The organism is Arsenicicoccus piscis, from assembly GCF_022568835.1.
Lineage (GTDB): Bacteria > Actinomycetota > Actinomycetes > Actinomycetales > Dermatophilaceae > Arsenicicoccus > Arsenicicoccus piscis.
Genome location: NZ_JAKZHV010000011.1, coordinates 1 through 15,411, shown reverse-complemented (window position 1 = coordinate 15,411; position 15,411 = coordinate 1). Strand labels below are relative to the sequence as shown.

General features: G+C 72.3%; 11 protein-coding genes and 2 pseudogenes. 6 read left to right on the top strand and 7 right to left on the bottom strand.

The window, feature by feature from the left end; translation table 11 throughout:
* Positions 1-127: 127 nt before the first annotated feature.
* From ruvB to MM440_RS15870, 4 genes are all read right to left on the bottom strand, one after another.
* Positions 128-1,252 (bottom strand): Holliday junction branch migration DNA helicase RuvB, encoded by a 1,125-nt coding sequence (ruvB, locus tag MM440_RS15885; protein WP_241444673.1) that lies wholly within the window; start codon positions 1,250-1,252, stop codon positions 128-130.
* Positions 1,249-1,857, bottom strand: coding sequence for a Holliday junction branch migration protein RuvA (ruvA, locus tag MM440_RS15880; RefSeq protein ID WP_241444672.1), 609 nt, complete (start codon positions 1,855-1,857; stop codon positions 1,249-1,251). The genes ruvB and ruvA overlap by 4 nt, the downstream gene beginning before the upstream one ends.
* On the bottom strand, positions 1,854-2,522 hold the full coding sequence (gene ruvC, locus MM440_RS15875) for a crossover junction endodeoxyribonuclease RuvC (RefSeq protein ID WP_241444671.1): 669 nt from the start codon (positions 2,520-2,522) through the stop codon (positions 1,854-1,856). Before ruvC ends, ruvA begins: the two co-directional genes overlap by 4 nt.
* Positions 2,523-2,600: 78 nt before the next feature.
* Positions 2,601-3,371 (bottom strand): YebC/PmpR family DNA-binding transcriptional regulator, encoded by a 771-nt coding sequence (locus tag MM440_RS15870; RefSeq protein ID WP_241444669.1) that lies wholly within the window; start codon positions 3,369-3,371, stop codon positions 2,601-2,603.
* Between the two features lie 156 nt (positions 3,372-3,527).
* Here MM440_RS15870 and MM440_RS17665 point away from each other — a divergent pair.
* The 3 genes and pseudogenes from MM440_RS17665 to MM440_RS15860 form a co-directional block, all read left to right on the top strand.
* Positions 3,528-3,641, top strand: a pseudogene (locus tag MM440_RS17665) (hypothetical protein); the annotation flags it as partial.
* Positions 3,642-3,711: 70 nt separating this feature from the next.
* Positions 3,712-4,104, top strand: coding sequence for a hypothetical protein (locus MM440_RS17660; RefSeq protein ID WP_420914183.1), 393 nt, complete (start codon positions 3,712-3,714; stop codon positions 4,102-4,104).
* Between the two features lie 5,234 nt (positions 4,105-9,338).
* A complete protein-coding gene (locus MM440_RS15860) occupies positions 9,339-9,527 on the top strand; it encodes a hypothetical protein (RefSeq protein WP_241445901.1) in 189 nt (62 codons plus the stop codon).
* A gap of 45 nt (positions 9,528-9,572) precedes the next feature.
* On the opposite strand, the gene MM440_RS17470 is transcribed toward MM440_RS15860, so the two are convergent.
* Together MM440_RS17470 and malQ are read right to left on the bottom strand one after the other, a co-directional pair.
* Complete coding sequence (locus tag MM440_RS17470) at positions 9,573-10,058, bottom strand: 4-alpha-glucanotransferase (RefSeq protein WP_338155672.1); 486 nt, start codon at positions 10,056-10,058, stop codon at positions 9,573-9,575.
* A complete protein-coding gene (gene malQ, locus MM440_RS15855; RefSeq protein WP_338155668.1) occupies positions 9,983-11,719 on the bottom strand; it encodes a 4-alpha-glucanotransferase in 1,737 nt (578 codons plus the stop codon). The genes MM440_RS17470 and malQ overlap by 76 nt, the downstream gene beginning before the upstream one ends.
* A gap of 151 nt (positions 11,720-11,870) precedes the next feature.
* Between malQ and MM440_RS15850 the strand changes: the two genes are divergently transcribed.
* From MM440_RS15850 to MM440_RS15840, 3 genes are read left to right on the top strand one after another with little or no spacing between them, the layout of a single operon-like run.
* Positions 11,871-12,809 (top strand): mechanosensitive ion channel family protein, encoded by a 939-nt coding sequence (locus MM440_RS15850; RefSeq protein WP_241445899.1) that lies wholly within the window; start codon positions 11,871-11,873, stop codon positions 12,807-12,809.
* A gap of 28 nt (positions 12,810-12,837) precedes the next feature.
* Positions 12,838-13,224, top strand: coding sequence for a globin (locus tag MM440_RS15845; protein WP_241445897.1), 387 nt, complete (start codon positions 12,838-12,840; stop codon positions 13,222-13,224).
* Positions 13,225-13,227: 3 nt separating this feature from the next.
* Complete coding sequence (locus tag MM440_RS15840) at positions 13,228-15,150, top strand: glycoside hydrolase family 13 protein (protein ID WP_420914182.1); 1,923 nt, start codon at positions 13,228-13,230, stop codon at positions 15,148-15,150.
* Between the two features lie 57 nt (positions 15,151-15,207).
* Here MM440_RS15840 and MM440_RS15835 read toward each other — a convergent pair.
* Positions 15,208-15,264 (bottom strand): annotated as a pseudogene (locus tag MM440_RS15835) (hypothetical protein); the annotation flags it as partial.
* Positions 15,265-15,411: the final 147 nt, after the last annotated feature.

Genomic DNA, 15,411 nt, shown 5'->3' with positions numbered 1-15,411 from the left:
GGGGTCCCTTGCAGTCGAGGGGTCCGAAGTGCACCTCGGACCTTCGCCGCAGTTTAGGGGAGGGGTCTGACAGGTCCCAATCACCACGCCCAGGTTGGCGGGCGGGCGCACCTGGGGCGCCGCTCGATCAGCCGAACCGGCCCTCGCCGTCGTCCAGCGGCAGCGTGGGTGCGGACGTGCCCGAGGGCGGGGTGAGACCGAGGTGCTCCCAGGCCAGCGCCGAGGCCGCCCGGCCGCGCGGGGTGCGCACGAGGAAGCCCTCGCGCACCAGGTAGGGCTCGGCCACCGTCTCGACGGTGTCGGCCTCCTCCCCCACGGCCACCGCCAGGGTGGACAGACCGACCGGTCCGCCCCCGAAGCGCTTGCACAGGGCCTCGAGGACCCCACGGTCCAGCCGGTCGAGCCCGAGGCCGTCGACGTCGAACAGCTCGAGGGCCGCCTGCGCCGCCGCACGGTCTACGACACCCTGGCCGTGGACCTGGGCGTAGTCGCGCACCCGGCGCAGCAGCCGGTTGGCGATGCGGGGCGTGCCGCGCGAGCGGCCGGCGATCTCGGCGAGACCGTCGTCCGTGGCCTCCACGGCGAGCAGGCGCGCGGAGCGGGTGAGGATCGCCGCGAGGTCTACGGCGTTGTAGTAGTCGAGATGACCGGTGAAGCCGAACCGATCGCGCAGCGGCGCAGGCAGCAGCCCGGATCGCGTGGTGGCGCCCACCACGGTGAACGGCGGCAGCTCCAGCGGGATCGCGGTCGCACCGGGACCCTTGCCGACGATGACGTCGACCCGGAAGTCCTCCATGGCGAGGTAGAGCATCTCCTCCGCGGCGCGTGCCATCCGGTGGATCTCGTCGAGGAACAGCACCTCGCCCTCCGCGAGGCTCGACAAGATCGCGGCCAGGTCGCCGGCGTGCTGGATCGCCGGTCCGCTCGTCACCCGGATCGGGCGCTCCAGCTCGGCCGCGACGATCATCGCGAGGGTCGTCTTGCCGAGGCCGGGCGGGCCGGACAGCAGGATGTGGTCGGGCACCGCGTCGCGCCGACGCGCGGCCTCGAGCACGAGGGAGAGCTGGTCGCGCACGCGTGGTTGACCGGGGAACTCCGCGAGCCGACGCGGGCGTAGCGCGGCCTCCACCGTGCGCTCGTCGGCGTCGCTGCCCGCGTCGACCACGCGCGCCGTCGCCTCGTAGGAGCCGTCGTCGAGCACGCCCTCGGCCCGCTCGCCGAGGAACGGGTCGTCCGGAGAGCGACCGGTCATCGGCCGAGCACCTGCAGGGCGGCGCGGAGCATGGCGCTGGTGCCGGCCGTGGGCTCGGCGTCCTTGGCCACCTTGGCGACGGCGTCGTCGGCCTGCTTCGCGGACCAGCCGAGACCGACCAGGGCCTCGGAGACCGCGGGCGCCCAGGACGGGCCGGCGTCGCCGGCCTGCGGCGCAGGGGTCGCGGCGGAGGTCCCGCCAGGCAGCGCACCGACCTTGTCGCGCAGCTCGAGCACGATCCGCTCGGCGCCCTTTTTGCCGATGCCGGGGACCTTGCACAGGGTGGTCGTGTCCCCGGCGGCGATGGCCGCGCGCAGCACGTCGGGCGCGTGGACCGACAGCATGGCGAGGGCCAGCCGGGGCCCGACGCCGGAGACCTTCTGCACGGTCTCGAACAGCGCCTTCTCCCCCACGTCCGCGAACCCGTAGAGCGTGAGCGAGTCCTCGCGCACGACCAGGCTGGTCTCGAGCTCGGCTCCGTGACCGAGGTGCTGCTGGGCCGCCGTGGCGGGCGTGGTGTGGACGAGCAGCCCGACCCCACCGACCTCGACGACGACGCTGTCAAGACCGACGTGACGGACCGAGCCGGAGACGGAGGCGATCAACGGGTGCTCCTTGAGTGTTCGGCGATGGCGCGCTGCCAGGCGTTCTGCCCGGTCGACCGGTTCCCGGCCGTCCCGCCTGCGGTCGACTCGCTCGCCGACCGGCCCGAGCGTGCCGCGCGATGGCCGCGCTCCTCGGCCCGGACGAGCTCTTGCAGGCGGTTGCCCGCGACGGCACCGGCGAGCCGGTCGGCCGCTCCCCCGCGCCACACGTGACAGATGGCGAGGGCGAGGGCGTCGGCGGCGTCCGCGGGCTTGGGCGCCTGGTCGAGCCGCAGCACCCGCACCACCATGTGGGTGACCTGCGCCTTGTCGGCGCGGCCGTTGCCGGTCACCGCGGCCTTGACCTCGGTGGGGGTGTGCAGCGCCAGCGGCAGCCCGCGCTGGGCGGCCGCCAGCATCGGCACCGCGCTGGCCTGGGCGGTGCCCATGATGGTGCCGACGTCGCGGCGGGCGAAGACCCGCTCGACGGCGATCGCGTCGGGCTGGTAGCGCTCCAACCACACCTCGAGCTCCTGCTGCAGCGCGTAGAGGCGCTCGGGGGTGGCGTCACCCACGGGGGTGCGCACCACGCCGACACCCAACATGGTCAGCCGGCCGCCGCGGGTGCCCTCGACCACGCCGAGGCCGCAGCGGGTGAGGCCGGGGTCGACGCCGAGGACGCGCACCGCCCACCTCCTGACCCTACGAACACCTGTTCGCCACTGTAGCCCGACCCTCGGACAGTCCCGAGCGCGGCGCGCCGGTCAGTCCTCGTCGTCGAGCTCGGCGAGGATCTCGTCGCTGACGTCGCCGTTGGTCCAGACGTTCTGCACGTCGTCGCTGTCCTCGAGGGCGTCGATGACGCGGAACATCTTGCGGGCGCCGTCGGCGTCCAGCTCGACCTTGAGGTTGGGCACGAACTGCGCCTCGGCCGAGTCGTAGTCGAGGCCGGCGTCCTGGATCGCGGTGCGCACGGCGACGAAGTCCGTTGCCTCAGAGACGATCTCGAAGGAGTCCTCGAGGTCGTTGACCTCCTCGGCGCCGGCGTCGAGCACGATCTCGAGCAGCGCGTCCTCGGTGGTCTCGCCGTCCTTCTGGGTCTTCGGCACCACGACGACGCCCTTGCGGGAGAAGTTGTAGGCGACCGAGCCGGGGTCGGCGAGGTTGCCGCCGTTGCGCGACAGCGCCACGCGCACCTCGGTCGCGGCGCGGTTGCGGTTGTCGGTGAGGCACTCGATGAGCACGGCCACACCGTTGGGCGCGTAGCCCTCGTACATGATCGTCTGCCAGTCAGCCCCGCCCGCCTCGGCGCCCGAGCCACGCTTGAGCGCGCGGTCGATGTTGTCGTTGGGGACGGAGTTCTTCTTGGCCTTCTGGACCGCGTCGTAAAGCGTGGGGTTGCCGGCAGGGTCGGCCCCGCCGTTGCGGCACGCGACCTCGATGTTCTTGATCAGCTTGGCGAAGAGCTTGCCGCGCTTGGCGTCGACGGCTGCCTTCTTGTGCTTGGTGGTGGCCCATTTGGAGTGGCCGCTCATGCGTGTGCTCCTGCTCGTTGACGCTCGGTGGGACGCTCACGGGGCTCGGGCGCCGACGCTCCGGGCACCCGTCCGGGCGCCGCCGGTGGTCGGTGCGCCCGCCGCGGGATCCGGACCAGTCTAGCGTCGGCGGCGCAGCGACTATGCTGACGCCTCGTGCCCCAGCCGATCGATCCCGTCACCGAGGCCCTTCCCCGCATCGGCGTGCTCGCCGTCCAGGGGGACGTGCGCGAGCACGTGCCCGCCCTGCAGGCCTGCGGGGCGGAGGTGTCGACGGTGCGTCGGCCGAGCGAGCTGGCCGAGGTCGATGCGCTCGTCCTGCCGGGCGAGTCCGACGACGATGGACAAGCTGGTGCGCGCGTTCGACCTGCAGCAGCCGCTGCGGGAGCGGATCGCGGCCGGGATGCCGGTCTACGGCTCCTGCGCGGGGCTGATCCTGCTCGCGGACCGGCTCGGTGGACGCTCCACATGCGCCCAGCAGACGCTGGGCGGGCTGGACGTGCTGGTGCGCCGTAACGCGTTCGGTCGCCAGGTCGACTCGTTCGAGGCCGACCTGCGCGACTGGCAGGGGGCACGGCGAGCCGGTGCGCGCCGCTTCGATCACGGCGCACCGTGGGTCCGAGCAGGCTGGGCCCGGCAGGTCGAGGTCCTGGCCTCGCGTCGCGACAGCCATCCGACGGGCACGCCGGACGCTGACCGCCGGCCGTCAGGAAGGGCAGCACCCAGGTGCTGAGCCGCGACGCGTGCGGGTGCCGGGCGAGCACCGTGCGCGGCCATGACGTGCGCCGGGCTGGCCGGACGGCTGCTGTCAACGCTGACCCGCGTGGAGCGGGTTCCAGCGAGAATCGAACTCGCGTAGCTAGTTTGGACCTTCACCCTGCCCAGCGGGCTGAGGGCTGGCATGGGATCGCCTGCCGCGCGTGCCGGTGAACACCGTCCAGGCTCTGGTCCGCTCGCAGTGGCCGGAGCACGGCCAGGAGCGACAGATCGGTCGGGCTGACAGGCAGCGGCGACATCGTGCCCCGGTGCCGCGCTCACCAAGCTGCGCCACAGGGTGACGTCGCCAGGATAGCCCACTCGCGAGCACGGTGACGCTGCAGACCGGCGCCGCCGAGCGGCGCCGCGTAGCGGTGCTCGACGAGCATCCAGAAGCCGGTAGGCGCTTCAGCACGAGAGCGGCGTGGAGCCGAGCGCCCGCCGGTTCCTCGAGCAGGACGATGGCCCGACGAGGACATCGCGCGGCGGCGACGAGCGCAGTGAGCGGTGCAGCGCGGAGAAGGCGAACCGCCTCAACGGGTCATCGACGGCGACGCCTCGTGGGAGTCACCTCGAGCACCTGCTGAACCATGTGCTGACCGGGCGCCGTCGGGCCCCACGTGCCGCTGGAGGTGGTGAGCCTCAGCGTAGGTTCCCGCTCGCCGAGGGCTGACGGGTCTGCGCTTCGCAGGCGGCCGACCGGCACCGAGCGCGGGCAGCCACATCTGGGCGCCCTCAGCGACCGGCACAGCGAGTTGACCCGCGCCAGATCAGGACGACGGCCGGGCGGGTCGGTCGCCGGCCAAGGGAGGACTCGATGACGCGCGGCGCGCTGGCGCACCTGCTGGCTGCAGTGGATCACCGACGACCGCTCGGCGACCCCCAGCGCGCCTTCCGCCCCGTCGGCGGATCGGGGTCTCGGCCGGGTCCTGGCGGGTGACCACGCCATGGTGTAGAGCGGGAGACGCGTCGCCGCGACGACGTCACCGCTGGTGCGGCGGTACAACGTCGCGCTCTCGCCACGCCGAGCGGGCGGGCCGCGGGCTACGCGTCAGCATGCGCGCAGGTGCTGCCCGAGCCGCCGCGCACCACATCATCGGCCTCCCAGGTGGGTGGGCCCGCCCACCGAGTCGGTCCCGGACTGCAGGTCGATCGACGCCGCGCAGCGAGGAGGCGAAGGCGTCGGCGCCAGATCCTGCTGGTTCAGGTAGCGGTTGGCCGCTCTGGCGAGCATCTCTCGTCGCGGGGCACGACCCGAGCAGCCCGCCGAGGCGCTCGGCGCAGAGCTTGCAGCGCCCGGCGTTGTCCGGCCCGGATGAGCCTCGCCGGGAAGTCGACCAGCGCCACCTCGCGCGGTGTCGGCGTGGTGCGGGCGACCAGGAAGTCGCCGGCGAAGCCGACGTTCGCCGTCCTGACCTGGCCGATCGTGCGACCGGTCTCGCGTCGGCCGGCAGGGAAGTCCTGGTCGATCCGTCGCCGCGCACGTCGGCCAGCATGGAAGCCCTCGCGCCCCGGCGACGCCGAGGCGGTGGCGCATGGCGCAGCAGCCGGGACATGAGGGGGACGGATCCGGCAGTTCTGCATGGCCGCTCGAGGCGGTCAGCACCAGCCGGTCGAGCTCGGGGCCGCGATCGAGACGACGATGACCGACCGCTGACCATGACGCCGGCGACCAGGGTAGTCCTGCGGGGCAGGAACAGGGCGGCGACGAGCAGCAAGCAGCACGCTGCACGCTCTCGGGCGGCGCTGCCCGAGACGGCCGGGCGCGGATGGCGCGCGGCGCGTTGGTGCGGCGAGGACGACGCGTACCAGGATCGGCACGCGCATCACCTGCCAGTAGGCCGGGCGACCCGATCCAGCGCGAGTCGTTGAAGCTCGAGCAGCGAGCGCGCATCACTCCCCGCGACGGCGACTCGACCCGCGTCGAGCGCCGGGCGCGCAGTGTCGAGGGAGCGGTCAGAGACACCATGGCGGATCAGCGAGCAGCGTCGGCAGGTGGCGGCAGCTCGCCGGGGCCACTAGCGATCGAGCATGGCGAGGCGGCGCGCGTGACGCTCGGCCTGCGAGCGGGGCGCGACGAACAGGTCGGCCATCGCCTTCGCCTCCTCGATCGGAGTTCATCCGGGCGCCGATGCACAGGATCTCGGCGTCGAGTGCGACGCGGGCGAGGCGGGCGGTCTCGTGAAGCGCCGCGTCGCAGCCCACCTTGCGCCACCGCGCGAGGCGAGCATGTGCCCTTGCAGGCCGCCGCATGACGGCTCGCCGAACTCCACGTCCGGATCCGCCGCGGACGATGCGCCGCCGCGAGCCGGGCCGCCCCAGTACTGCTCGAACACGCCCCGGCTCGAGCGGCCGAGTCCACCATGGTAGATCGCCAGTCCTCAGGGGTCGCTCGGCGATGTCGGTAGCGATCGCCGAGCGGCGCACGTGACGCGCGGCCTCGAGAGGTGCTCGACGCGACGAACAGGTCGGCCATCGCGCCGCGCGAGGGCTCCGCAGATGGACAGAATCCGCATACGGCGACGTTGGTGCTCGCCGGGTAGGCCGGTCTCGTCGGCAGCTGCCCGCGCTCAGCACGCCCTTGACCGCCGCCATCGCGGTGCGCGGATCTCGTAGAGGACGACCGGGGACGCCGTCGCGCACCACTTGGCCGCCCGCGGACGTAGACCGCCGTCGGCCTCGCCCTTCGACTCGCCCGCCCAGTGCCTCGGCTCCTCGAAGGAGCTGCCCTCGCCGACGGGGCGTGCGCCACGTCGAACGGACCAGGACGATGATCGGGAGGACGTGCGCGTGCGCCCGCAGCTCGTAGACCGTCGATCGACCAGCCCGCGCCGCAGTGGCGACGCGCGCACCCGCCCGAGGCGCGGGTGAACCGGCGCGTCCAGACAGGACGCGGTACGCTCCCTGTCGTCGCCGACCAGGTCGATGGCCCTCTCGGTACTGGCCCGCAGCGCGTCGTCGACCTCGACCGGGTCGGCGCGCCAGCTGCGCGCCGGACCCACCTCATGACCAGCGGGAGTCCACCGGGGTGGAGGCCCAGGCGTCGTAGAGCTTCGACCGCACCTCGGCGCCGTGCTGCGGTGGCGCTCGCGCTGCAGGTGACCGGTCGTCATCCGCGGTCCATCAGGTCGCGGTAGTCCTCGGGTGAGGTCGCGGCTTCCTGCGTTGAGCACCGCGAGGCTCATCACCGACCAGGTCCGGTCGCGACCGGACCCCTCGACCTCCATCAGCCAGCGGGCGGCGGCCCAGGGGCAGCCGGCCGTCGCTCCACTCGCGCGCATGCGCAGCGTTGTCGCCGTACCAGTCGTCATCATGCCGCGTGCGGCGGGCGAGCAAGTCGGGCCTAGCATGCATGGGTGGTCCCGCCGAACCTCACCGCACGTGCCCGGGCCCCTCTGTGAGTGCTTCGACCGACCCGCGGGAGGGCGCGCGACGGCCGCGCCGCACAACCCGACGACGTCGAGCTATCGACGACGGCGACCTCACCAACACGTGGCGCCCGGCTTCGACCAGACGTTCGCGCCGCGAGCCGGGTGCGCCCACCACGCTCGAGTTCCTGATCGCGCGCGCCGCGTCTGCGCGCCGTGACGCTGAACGGCAGCGCGACGGTCTCGGCGAGTGCTTCACGGCTCGCGGATCGTGCTGCCGACCACGCAGGAGCACAACGAGGTCGTCGTCGAGGCGACCGGCGCCTCACCAACACGCATGCGATCTCGTTGCGGTGCCGTCGACCCGCCGCCGACGGGTGCGGTCGTACGTCACTCGCAGTTCCAGGTCGCCGACGCGCGCCGCGTCGACGGCGTGCTCCGACCAGCCGGACACAAGGCGGTGTTCGAGCTGACGTCACCGCACCGCAGGACTTTCCGTATCTGAGCTCGCCGACGCACCGAGCCGGTGCCGGCCGCGGAGGGGCGACGGCATGGCCACCACGACGAGCGTTCGCCCGCGTGCCCCCTTCGACCTACGTCGACCTGATCGCCGTCAGGCGCGCCTGAATACCACACAGGCGTCGAGCGGATCGACCGCGTTCGGCGGAAGACGCGAGCTGCCGGCTCACCGCGACCCGCCTGCCGGGCCTGAGGGCTCGAGCCCTACCTCGACGCCGACGCGGCGCTCCTCGACCACCAGCGAAGCGCGGATTCGCTTACGCGAGCAGGAGTTCGACTGGTCGAGCTTCCCTTCGAGGCTCTGACGGATCTTCCGACCTGGGCGCGATGAGAACGCGCGTGCGCGCGCGACGTTCAACGAGAAGTACGCCTGCGACCTACTTCACGTCGTCGTGGAGCCCTACCGCGGCCTGACCGGTCCGGCATGCGAGCTCGCTCTACAGGGCGTCGAGGCAACCTCGGCCGAGCGGCACCTGCGCCATCGCCGAACTTCGACGGCATCTGACCTCGGGTCGACGCGCAGATGCGCGCTCGACCTCAAGAAGACTGACCGATCGGAGAAGTCGGTGGGCCTACCGCGCCGACTCGCTCTCGCGCCCAGGTCCCCGTCGCCGTTGGACATCCCCGACCTGGACGCCATCGCCGGCAACTTCACGGCATCGGCTACGCCAAGTGCGTCGACGCTCAACAGCTCGTGGCGGACGAGGGGGCGACCTTGGCATCACTGGTCGTCGCCTCGAGCGTCGGCCGAGACGCGAAGACGAAGGCGAGTCCGCGCCACGCGCGGCTCGCAGACCGCTGGAGAGGCGACCTCCGCGACGCCGACGTCGCGGACTGGCCGCAGGAGCTGCGCAACCCGGCCACCCGGAGCCGGGTGGACTCGCCGCCAAGCGCGAGGAGCTCGGGTCGACGAGACCCTCCGCCCGCATCGCTGGTGCAGTGGGCATCGCCGACGACCAGCTCGCCGCCGCCCAGCGCGCCTGACCGCGAGCGGGATGCGGACGGGGTCATGCACGACCTGGCCGTCGATGCGTGCGACCCGACGGGCGCCGACGCGAGGACGCTGCGCGACGCCAAGGTCGCTCGCGACGCTGACGGTGGTGGCGCCGGCCGGCCAGTACAACCAGCCTCGCCAGGACTGGCCCAGCCGGTGCCGCCCCGACAGCCTCGCCGAGGCCGGCTGCGCCCGCCGCGACTGCTGCGCACGGTGCTGCGCTCCGCCGGCGGCTGCGCGACGACCACATCATCGGCCTCTCGGTCCGTCCGTCGCCGGTCGATTCCCGCTGGTGCCGGAAGCGACACCTGGGCCCGACACTCGTTCGCCATGGCGGAGGACATCGCCGTCGCGTTCTACCCCGCGACGCTCGCCGACGACGCGCTGCTGGAGGCCACCCAGGGCTGGCTCGACGAGCACCCGGATGCGCCCGCGAGCCTGCGTCGAGTGATCGCCGAGCACCGCGACGCCGTGGCCCGCGCCCTGCGCGCCCAGGCGCGGGACCGCGAGTCGGCCTGAGCCGCAACCGGACTCAGGCCGCTCGGGCCGCCTGGCCCGCTCGGGTCAGCGGACGCAGCGGGCCAGTCGACGCGCCCACGGCGAGGTGACCAGGTCGTCCAGCAGCAGCGGGGTGCCGTCGTGCCCGGCGAGCGGGAGCCGCCAGTTCGGGTACTCCTCGTCGGTGCCCGGCTGGTTGATGATCCGGGTGTCGCCGGCGAGGTCGGAGACCGAGATCCCGCGCAGCAGCGCCGGGGTCCAGGCGAGGTACTTGTGCAGCGCCTCGATGGTCGCCTCCTCGTCGCCCTCGGCGCGCAGCAGGCCGCGCTGACGCAGCACCTCGAGCATCTCGGCCTGCTCCTGGCGGTCGAACTCGACCTCCTCGTCCAGGTCGCGGGTGAGCAGCCCGAGCTCGTGGCGCAGGTCCACGTGCACGTGCTCGAGGTAGCCCGCGGTGGGCGGCAGGTCGTGCGTGGTCACCGTCGCGAGGCACAGCGTGCGGTAGGCCTCGGGACGCAGCGGACGACCGTCGGCGTCCTTCTCGAACCACAGGATCGAGGTGCCGAGGATGCCGCGGTCCTTGAGGTAGTCGCGCACCCACGGCTCGACCGCGTGCCGAGGTCCTCGCCGATCACCAGCGCGCCGGCGCGGTGCGCCTCGAGCGCCAGGATGCCGATGAGCGCGTCGTGGTCGTAGCGGACGTAGGTGCCCTCAAAAGGCTTGGCACCAGCGGGAATCCACCACAGGCGGAAGAGGCCGATGATGTGGTCGACGCGCAGCGCGCCGGCGGAGCGCAGCACCGTGCGCAGCATGTCGCGGTAGGGCGCGTAGCCCGCCTCGGCGAGGCTGTCGGGGCGCCACGGCGGCTGGGACCAGTCCTGGCCGAGCTGGTTGTACTGGTCGGCCGGCGCCCCCACCGTCACGTCGCGGGCGAGAGCGTCGCGCAGCGCCCACGCGTCGGCGCCCGTCGGGTGCACGCCGACGGCCAGGTCGTGCATGACCCCGATCCGCATGCCCGCCTCGCGGCAGGCGCGCTGGGCGGCGGCGAGCTGGTCGTCGGCGATCCACTGCAGCCAGCAGTAGCGGATCTCGTCGCCGAGCTCCTCGCGCTTGGCGGCGACCGCCCGCCCGGCCGGGTCGCGCAGCTCCTGCGGCCAGTCCGCGACGTCGGCGTCCGGACCGTCCTCTCCCTCTGCGCTGCCCGCGCTGTGCCGGTCGGCCGCGATGGCGCACCAGGTGGCGAAGTCGAGCAGACCCTGGCCCTCGCGCTCGATGAACGCGTCCAGCGCGCGCTCGCGCCGCGGCGGGCGCGGCTGGCGGTAGACGATGCGCAGCGCGGCGTCCTTGTGCTCCCACGAGGCGTCGCGGTCGATGACGTCGTCGTCGTTGAGGCGACGCGCATCGTCGGCGTGCCACTGCAGCAGCTGGCGCTCCTGCGCACTCATGTAGCCCACCTCGGGGATGTCCTCGACGCGGATGTAGAGCGGGCTGATGAACCGGCGAGTGGTCGGCAGGTAGGGCGAAGGCTCTACGGGCGCAACGGGTTCGGCCGCGTGCACCGGGTTGACGAGCACGAAGTCGGCGCCGAGGTCGGCGGCCGCCCAGGCGCCGAGGTCCGCGAGGTCGGCGAAGTCGCCCATCCCCCAGCTGCGCCGGGAGCGGACCGCGTAGAGCTGGGTCATGATGCCGCTCGCCGGTCGCTGCCGGATGCTGTCGGGGACGGTGAGCCGGTCGGGCGTGACCACGAGGGTCGTGTCGACGGTGTGGTCGACCAGGCGCGCCTCGATCCGGTGCCAGCCGAGCGGCAGCCCGCTGGGCAGGGTGAAGGTCGCCTCACCGACCTGCGCGCCGTCGATCATCCGCGGCTCGACCCACCGCTCTACCTGGCTCAGCTGCTCGCGCACGCCGTCCTCCCGGTAGAGCGTGACGCTCACCCCCGCGCCGTGCGGCACGTGCACCCGCAGCTCGCGGCTCTCACCGGCCTTCATGACGACGACCGGCGGCAGGGTGCGCCGCCAGTCCCGGTCGCGGAGGCGGGCGAGGGCCGACTGCACCTCCGGCTCGGTGCTGGCGGGCTGGCCGAGGGCGGTGAGGACGGAGCGGATGGTGCTGCTCGGGACGTCCACGTGCCGCCCCTGCCAGTCCCAGTACTCGGTGGCCACCCCACACAGGCGGGCGAGTTCGATCAGGGCGCTCGAGGGTGCATCAGTCACGCCGTGAAGTCTGTCACGTTCCACTCGGGGACGTGCGTCAAGATGGGGTGCATGTGGATCGCGCCCCTCACCCCCCCCGAGCCCGCACGCCCTCACCTGGGAGTCCGCCTGGGAGTGGTTCCAGGGCGGCCCGCTGACGGTCGCCGCGATCGTGGTCGGCGCGGCCCTCGTGCGCTTCCTGGTCCACCGCTTCATCGACGGCATGGTGGCCGGGCTGGTGGCGCGGACTGCGCGCACCGCGCGAGCGGAGCGACGGCCGACCAGCGACACGGTCGACCGCACCCCGACGAGCGAGCTGCCGGTGCTGCGGCGCAAGGCCCGGCTCATCGGGCGCAGCTGGGCCCAGACCTGGCAGGAGGTCACGCCGAGCCAGTCGCTGGAGCGCCAGGAGCAACGGGTGCGCACCCTCGGTGCCGTGCTGCGCAGCATCGCCACCGTGGTCATCGTGCTCACCGCGATCCTGATGATCGGCGACCAGCTGGGCATCAACATCACCCCGATCCTCGCGTCCGCGTCCGTCGGTGGTGTCGCGCTCGCGTTCGGCGCCCAGAGCCTGGTCAAGGACTTCCTGTCCGGGATGTTCATGATATTCGAGGACCAGTACGGCGTGGGTGACGTCATCGACACCGGCGACGTCATCGGCACGGTCGAGGACGTCAGCCTGCGGGTCACCAAGATTCGCGACTTCAACGGCGTCCTGTGGTACATACGCAACGGCGAGATCCTGCGCGTCGCCAACCGCTCGCAGGGCTGGTCGATGTCCATCGTCGACATCCCGGTCAGCGTCTCGGAGAACATGCACCGCGTCCTCGCGATCATCAGCGGCGCGATCAAGAACATGGACGCCGACCCCGAGTGGCACGACCAGCTCCTCGAGGAGCCCGAGGTGGGCGGCATCGAGTCGATCACCGCCGGCGTCGCCACCGTCCGCATCACGGCCAAGTGCGCGCCCAACGAGAGCGTCCCCGTCGCCCGCGAGATCCGCGAGCGCGTCATGGCCGCGCTGTCCAAGGAGGGCATCCGGCTGGCGCAGCTGCCCCTCACCGGCCTGACCCAGACCCAGGTCCTGCCCAAGGTGACGAGCAGCTGATGCGGCGACTGATGGCAGGATCGGGACGGTGAGCACGTTCTACGACGAGATCGGGGGGCACGAGACGTTCGTGCGTCTCGTGCACGGGTTCTACGAGGGTGTCGCCGACGACCCCCCGCTGCGGGCGCTCTACCCGGAGGAGGACCTCGGCCCCGCCGAGCGCCGGCTGCTGATGTTCCTCGAGCAGTACTGGGGCGGCCCGACGACCTACTCCGAGGAGCGCGGCCACCCGCGGCTGCGGATGCGGCACGTGGAGTTCGCCGTCACGCCCGACATGCGCGACCGCTGGCTGCGGCACATGCTCGCCTCGCTCGACGCGCTGGGGCTGGACGAGGCGCACGATCTCGTCTTGCGGGATTATCTGGTCCGCGCGGCGCACAGCCTGGTGAATGCACCACCGACCCGGCAGACTTGATCGGTGACCTCCCCCACCCCTGGCTCCGTCCTGCCTGCCCTGCGCCTCGCCGACCACCCCACGCACCGCGCCGAGACGCACGCCGCGTCGTGGTGGCGGCACGCGGTGATCTACCAGGTCTATCCACGGTCGTGGGCCGACAGCGACGGCGACGGCGTGGGTGACCTCCCCGGCGTCATCGACCGACTCCCCTACCTGCGCGACCTCGGCGTCGACGCGCTGTGGCTGTCGCCGTTCTACACCTCCCCCATGGCCGACGCGGGCTACGACGTCGCCGACTACCGCGACATCGACCCCATCTTCGGGTCGCTGGCGGACGCGGAGCGAATGATCTTGGCGGCCAAGGAGATCGGGCTACGCGTCATCATCGACCTGGTCCCCAACCACACGTCCGACGAGCACGTCTGGTTCCAGGCCGCGCTCGCCGCCGGCCCCGGCAGCGCCGAGCGCGAGCGCTACCTCTTCAAGGACGGCCTCGGTGCGGACGGCGACGAGCCGCCCACCAACTGGCGCTCCGTCTTCGGCGGCTCCGCGTGGACGCGCGTCACCGAGCCGGACGGCACGCCCGGGCAGTGGTACCTCAACCTGTTCGACTCCAAGCAGCCCGACCTGAACTGGGAGCACCCGCAGGTGCGCGCCGAGTTCCACGACATCCTGCGCTTCTGGCTCGACCGCGGCGTCGACGGCTTCCGGGTCGACGTCGCGCACGGCCTGGTCAAGGACCAGGACTTCCCCGACTGGGACGCCGAGACCGACATGATCGGCGGCGTCGACGAGGACTCGGGCGAGCCCTCCGGCCACCCGGCGCGTCCCGACGAGCCGAACGGACCGTTCTGGGACCAGGACGGTGTGCACGAGATCTACCGCGGCTGGCGCGAGGTGCTCAACTCCTACAACCCGGACGCGGACCCCGACCAGGACAAGATCCTGTGCGCCGAGGCGTGGGTAGAGCCGGTGAAGCGGCTCGTCCGCTACGTCCGCGACGACGAGATGCACCAGGCGTTCAACTTCGCCTTCCTCGACGCCGACTGGGACGCCCGCTCGCTGCGCGGCGTCGTCGACCACACCCTGACCGCCGTCGACTCCGTGGGCGCGCCCGCCACCTGGGTGCTGTCCAACCATGACGTGGTGCGGCACGCGTCGCGGCTCGGCTTCCCCGTCGGCACCGAGCGGATGAACGGCATCGACGCCGACAGCCCGCAGCCGGACGCCGAGCTCGGGCTCCGGCGGGCCCGAGCCGCAACGGCGCTCATGCTCGCGCTGCCCGGGTCGGCCTACGTCTACTACGGCGAGGAGCTCGGCCTCCCCGACCACACGACCATGCCGGACCACTTCCGCCAGGACCCGGCGCACCACCGGACCAAGGGATCGGACTCACCGGCGATCGGCCGCGACGGGTGCCGTGTGCCGATGCCGTGGACGGCCGCGGGTGCGACCTTCGGCTTCGGCCCGGGTGAGCAGACCTGGCTCCCGCAGCCCCCGGTCTACGCCGGACTCGCGGTGGATCAGCAGGCGGGAGTGGAGGATTCGACGCTCGAGCTCTACCGCACGCTGCTGCACGAGCGGCGTCGGCTGGACCTGGGCGTCGGGTCGCTGACGTGGGTCGAGGGCTACGACCCGGGCGCCGTCGTGGCATTCGTCAGCTCCGGCGCCGAGCGGGCGGACGAGGACCTGCTGGTCCTCACCAGATCTCCTTGCCCACGTAGGGCTGCAGGTCACGGACGCGACTCATCTCCACCAGGGAGGCGGGCAGGAAGCCGGCGCAGCCCGATGTCGAGGATGAGGCCACCCTTGACGACCTCGATGACGGTGCCGGTGACGACGCCGTCCTCCTCCTTGATGCGCTCGACGGCGCCCCAGGCGCGCTCGTACTCGGCGCGCTTCTTGGACAGGATCAGCCGACCCTCCTTGTCCTCCTTCTGGTAGGACCAGGGCCTCGACCTCATCGCCCACGGAAACGACCTCGGACGGGTCGACGTCGTGCTTGATGGACAGCTTCGAGGGGATGACACCCTCGGTCTTGTAGCCGATGTCGAGCAGGACCTTGTCCCGGTCGACCTTGACGATGACACCCGAGACGATGTCTCCGTCGTTGAAGTACTTGATGGTCTCGTCGATGGCGGCGAGGAAGTCTTCGTTCCGATGTCGTTGATCGCAACCTGAGGGGCGGTCTTGGCGACCGGCGTG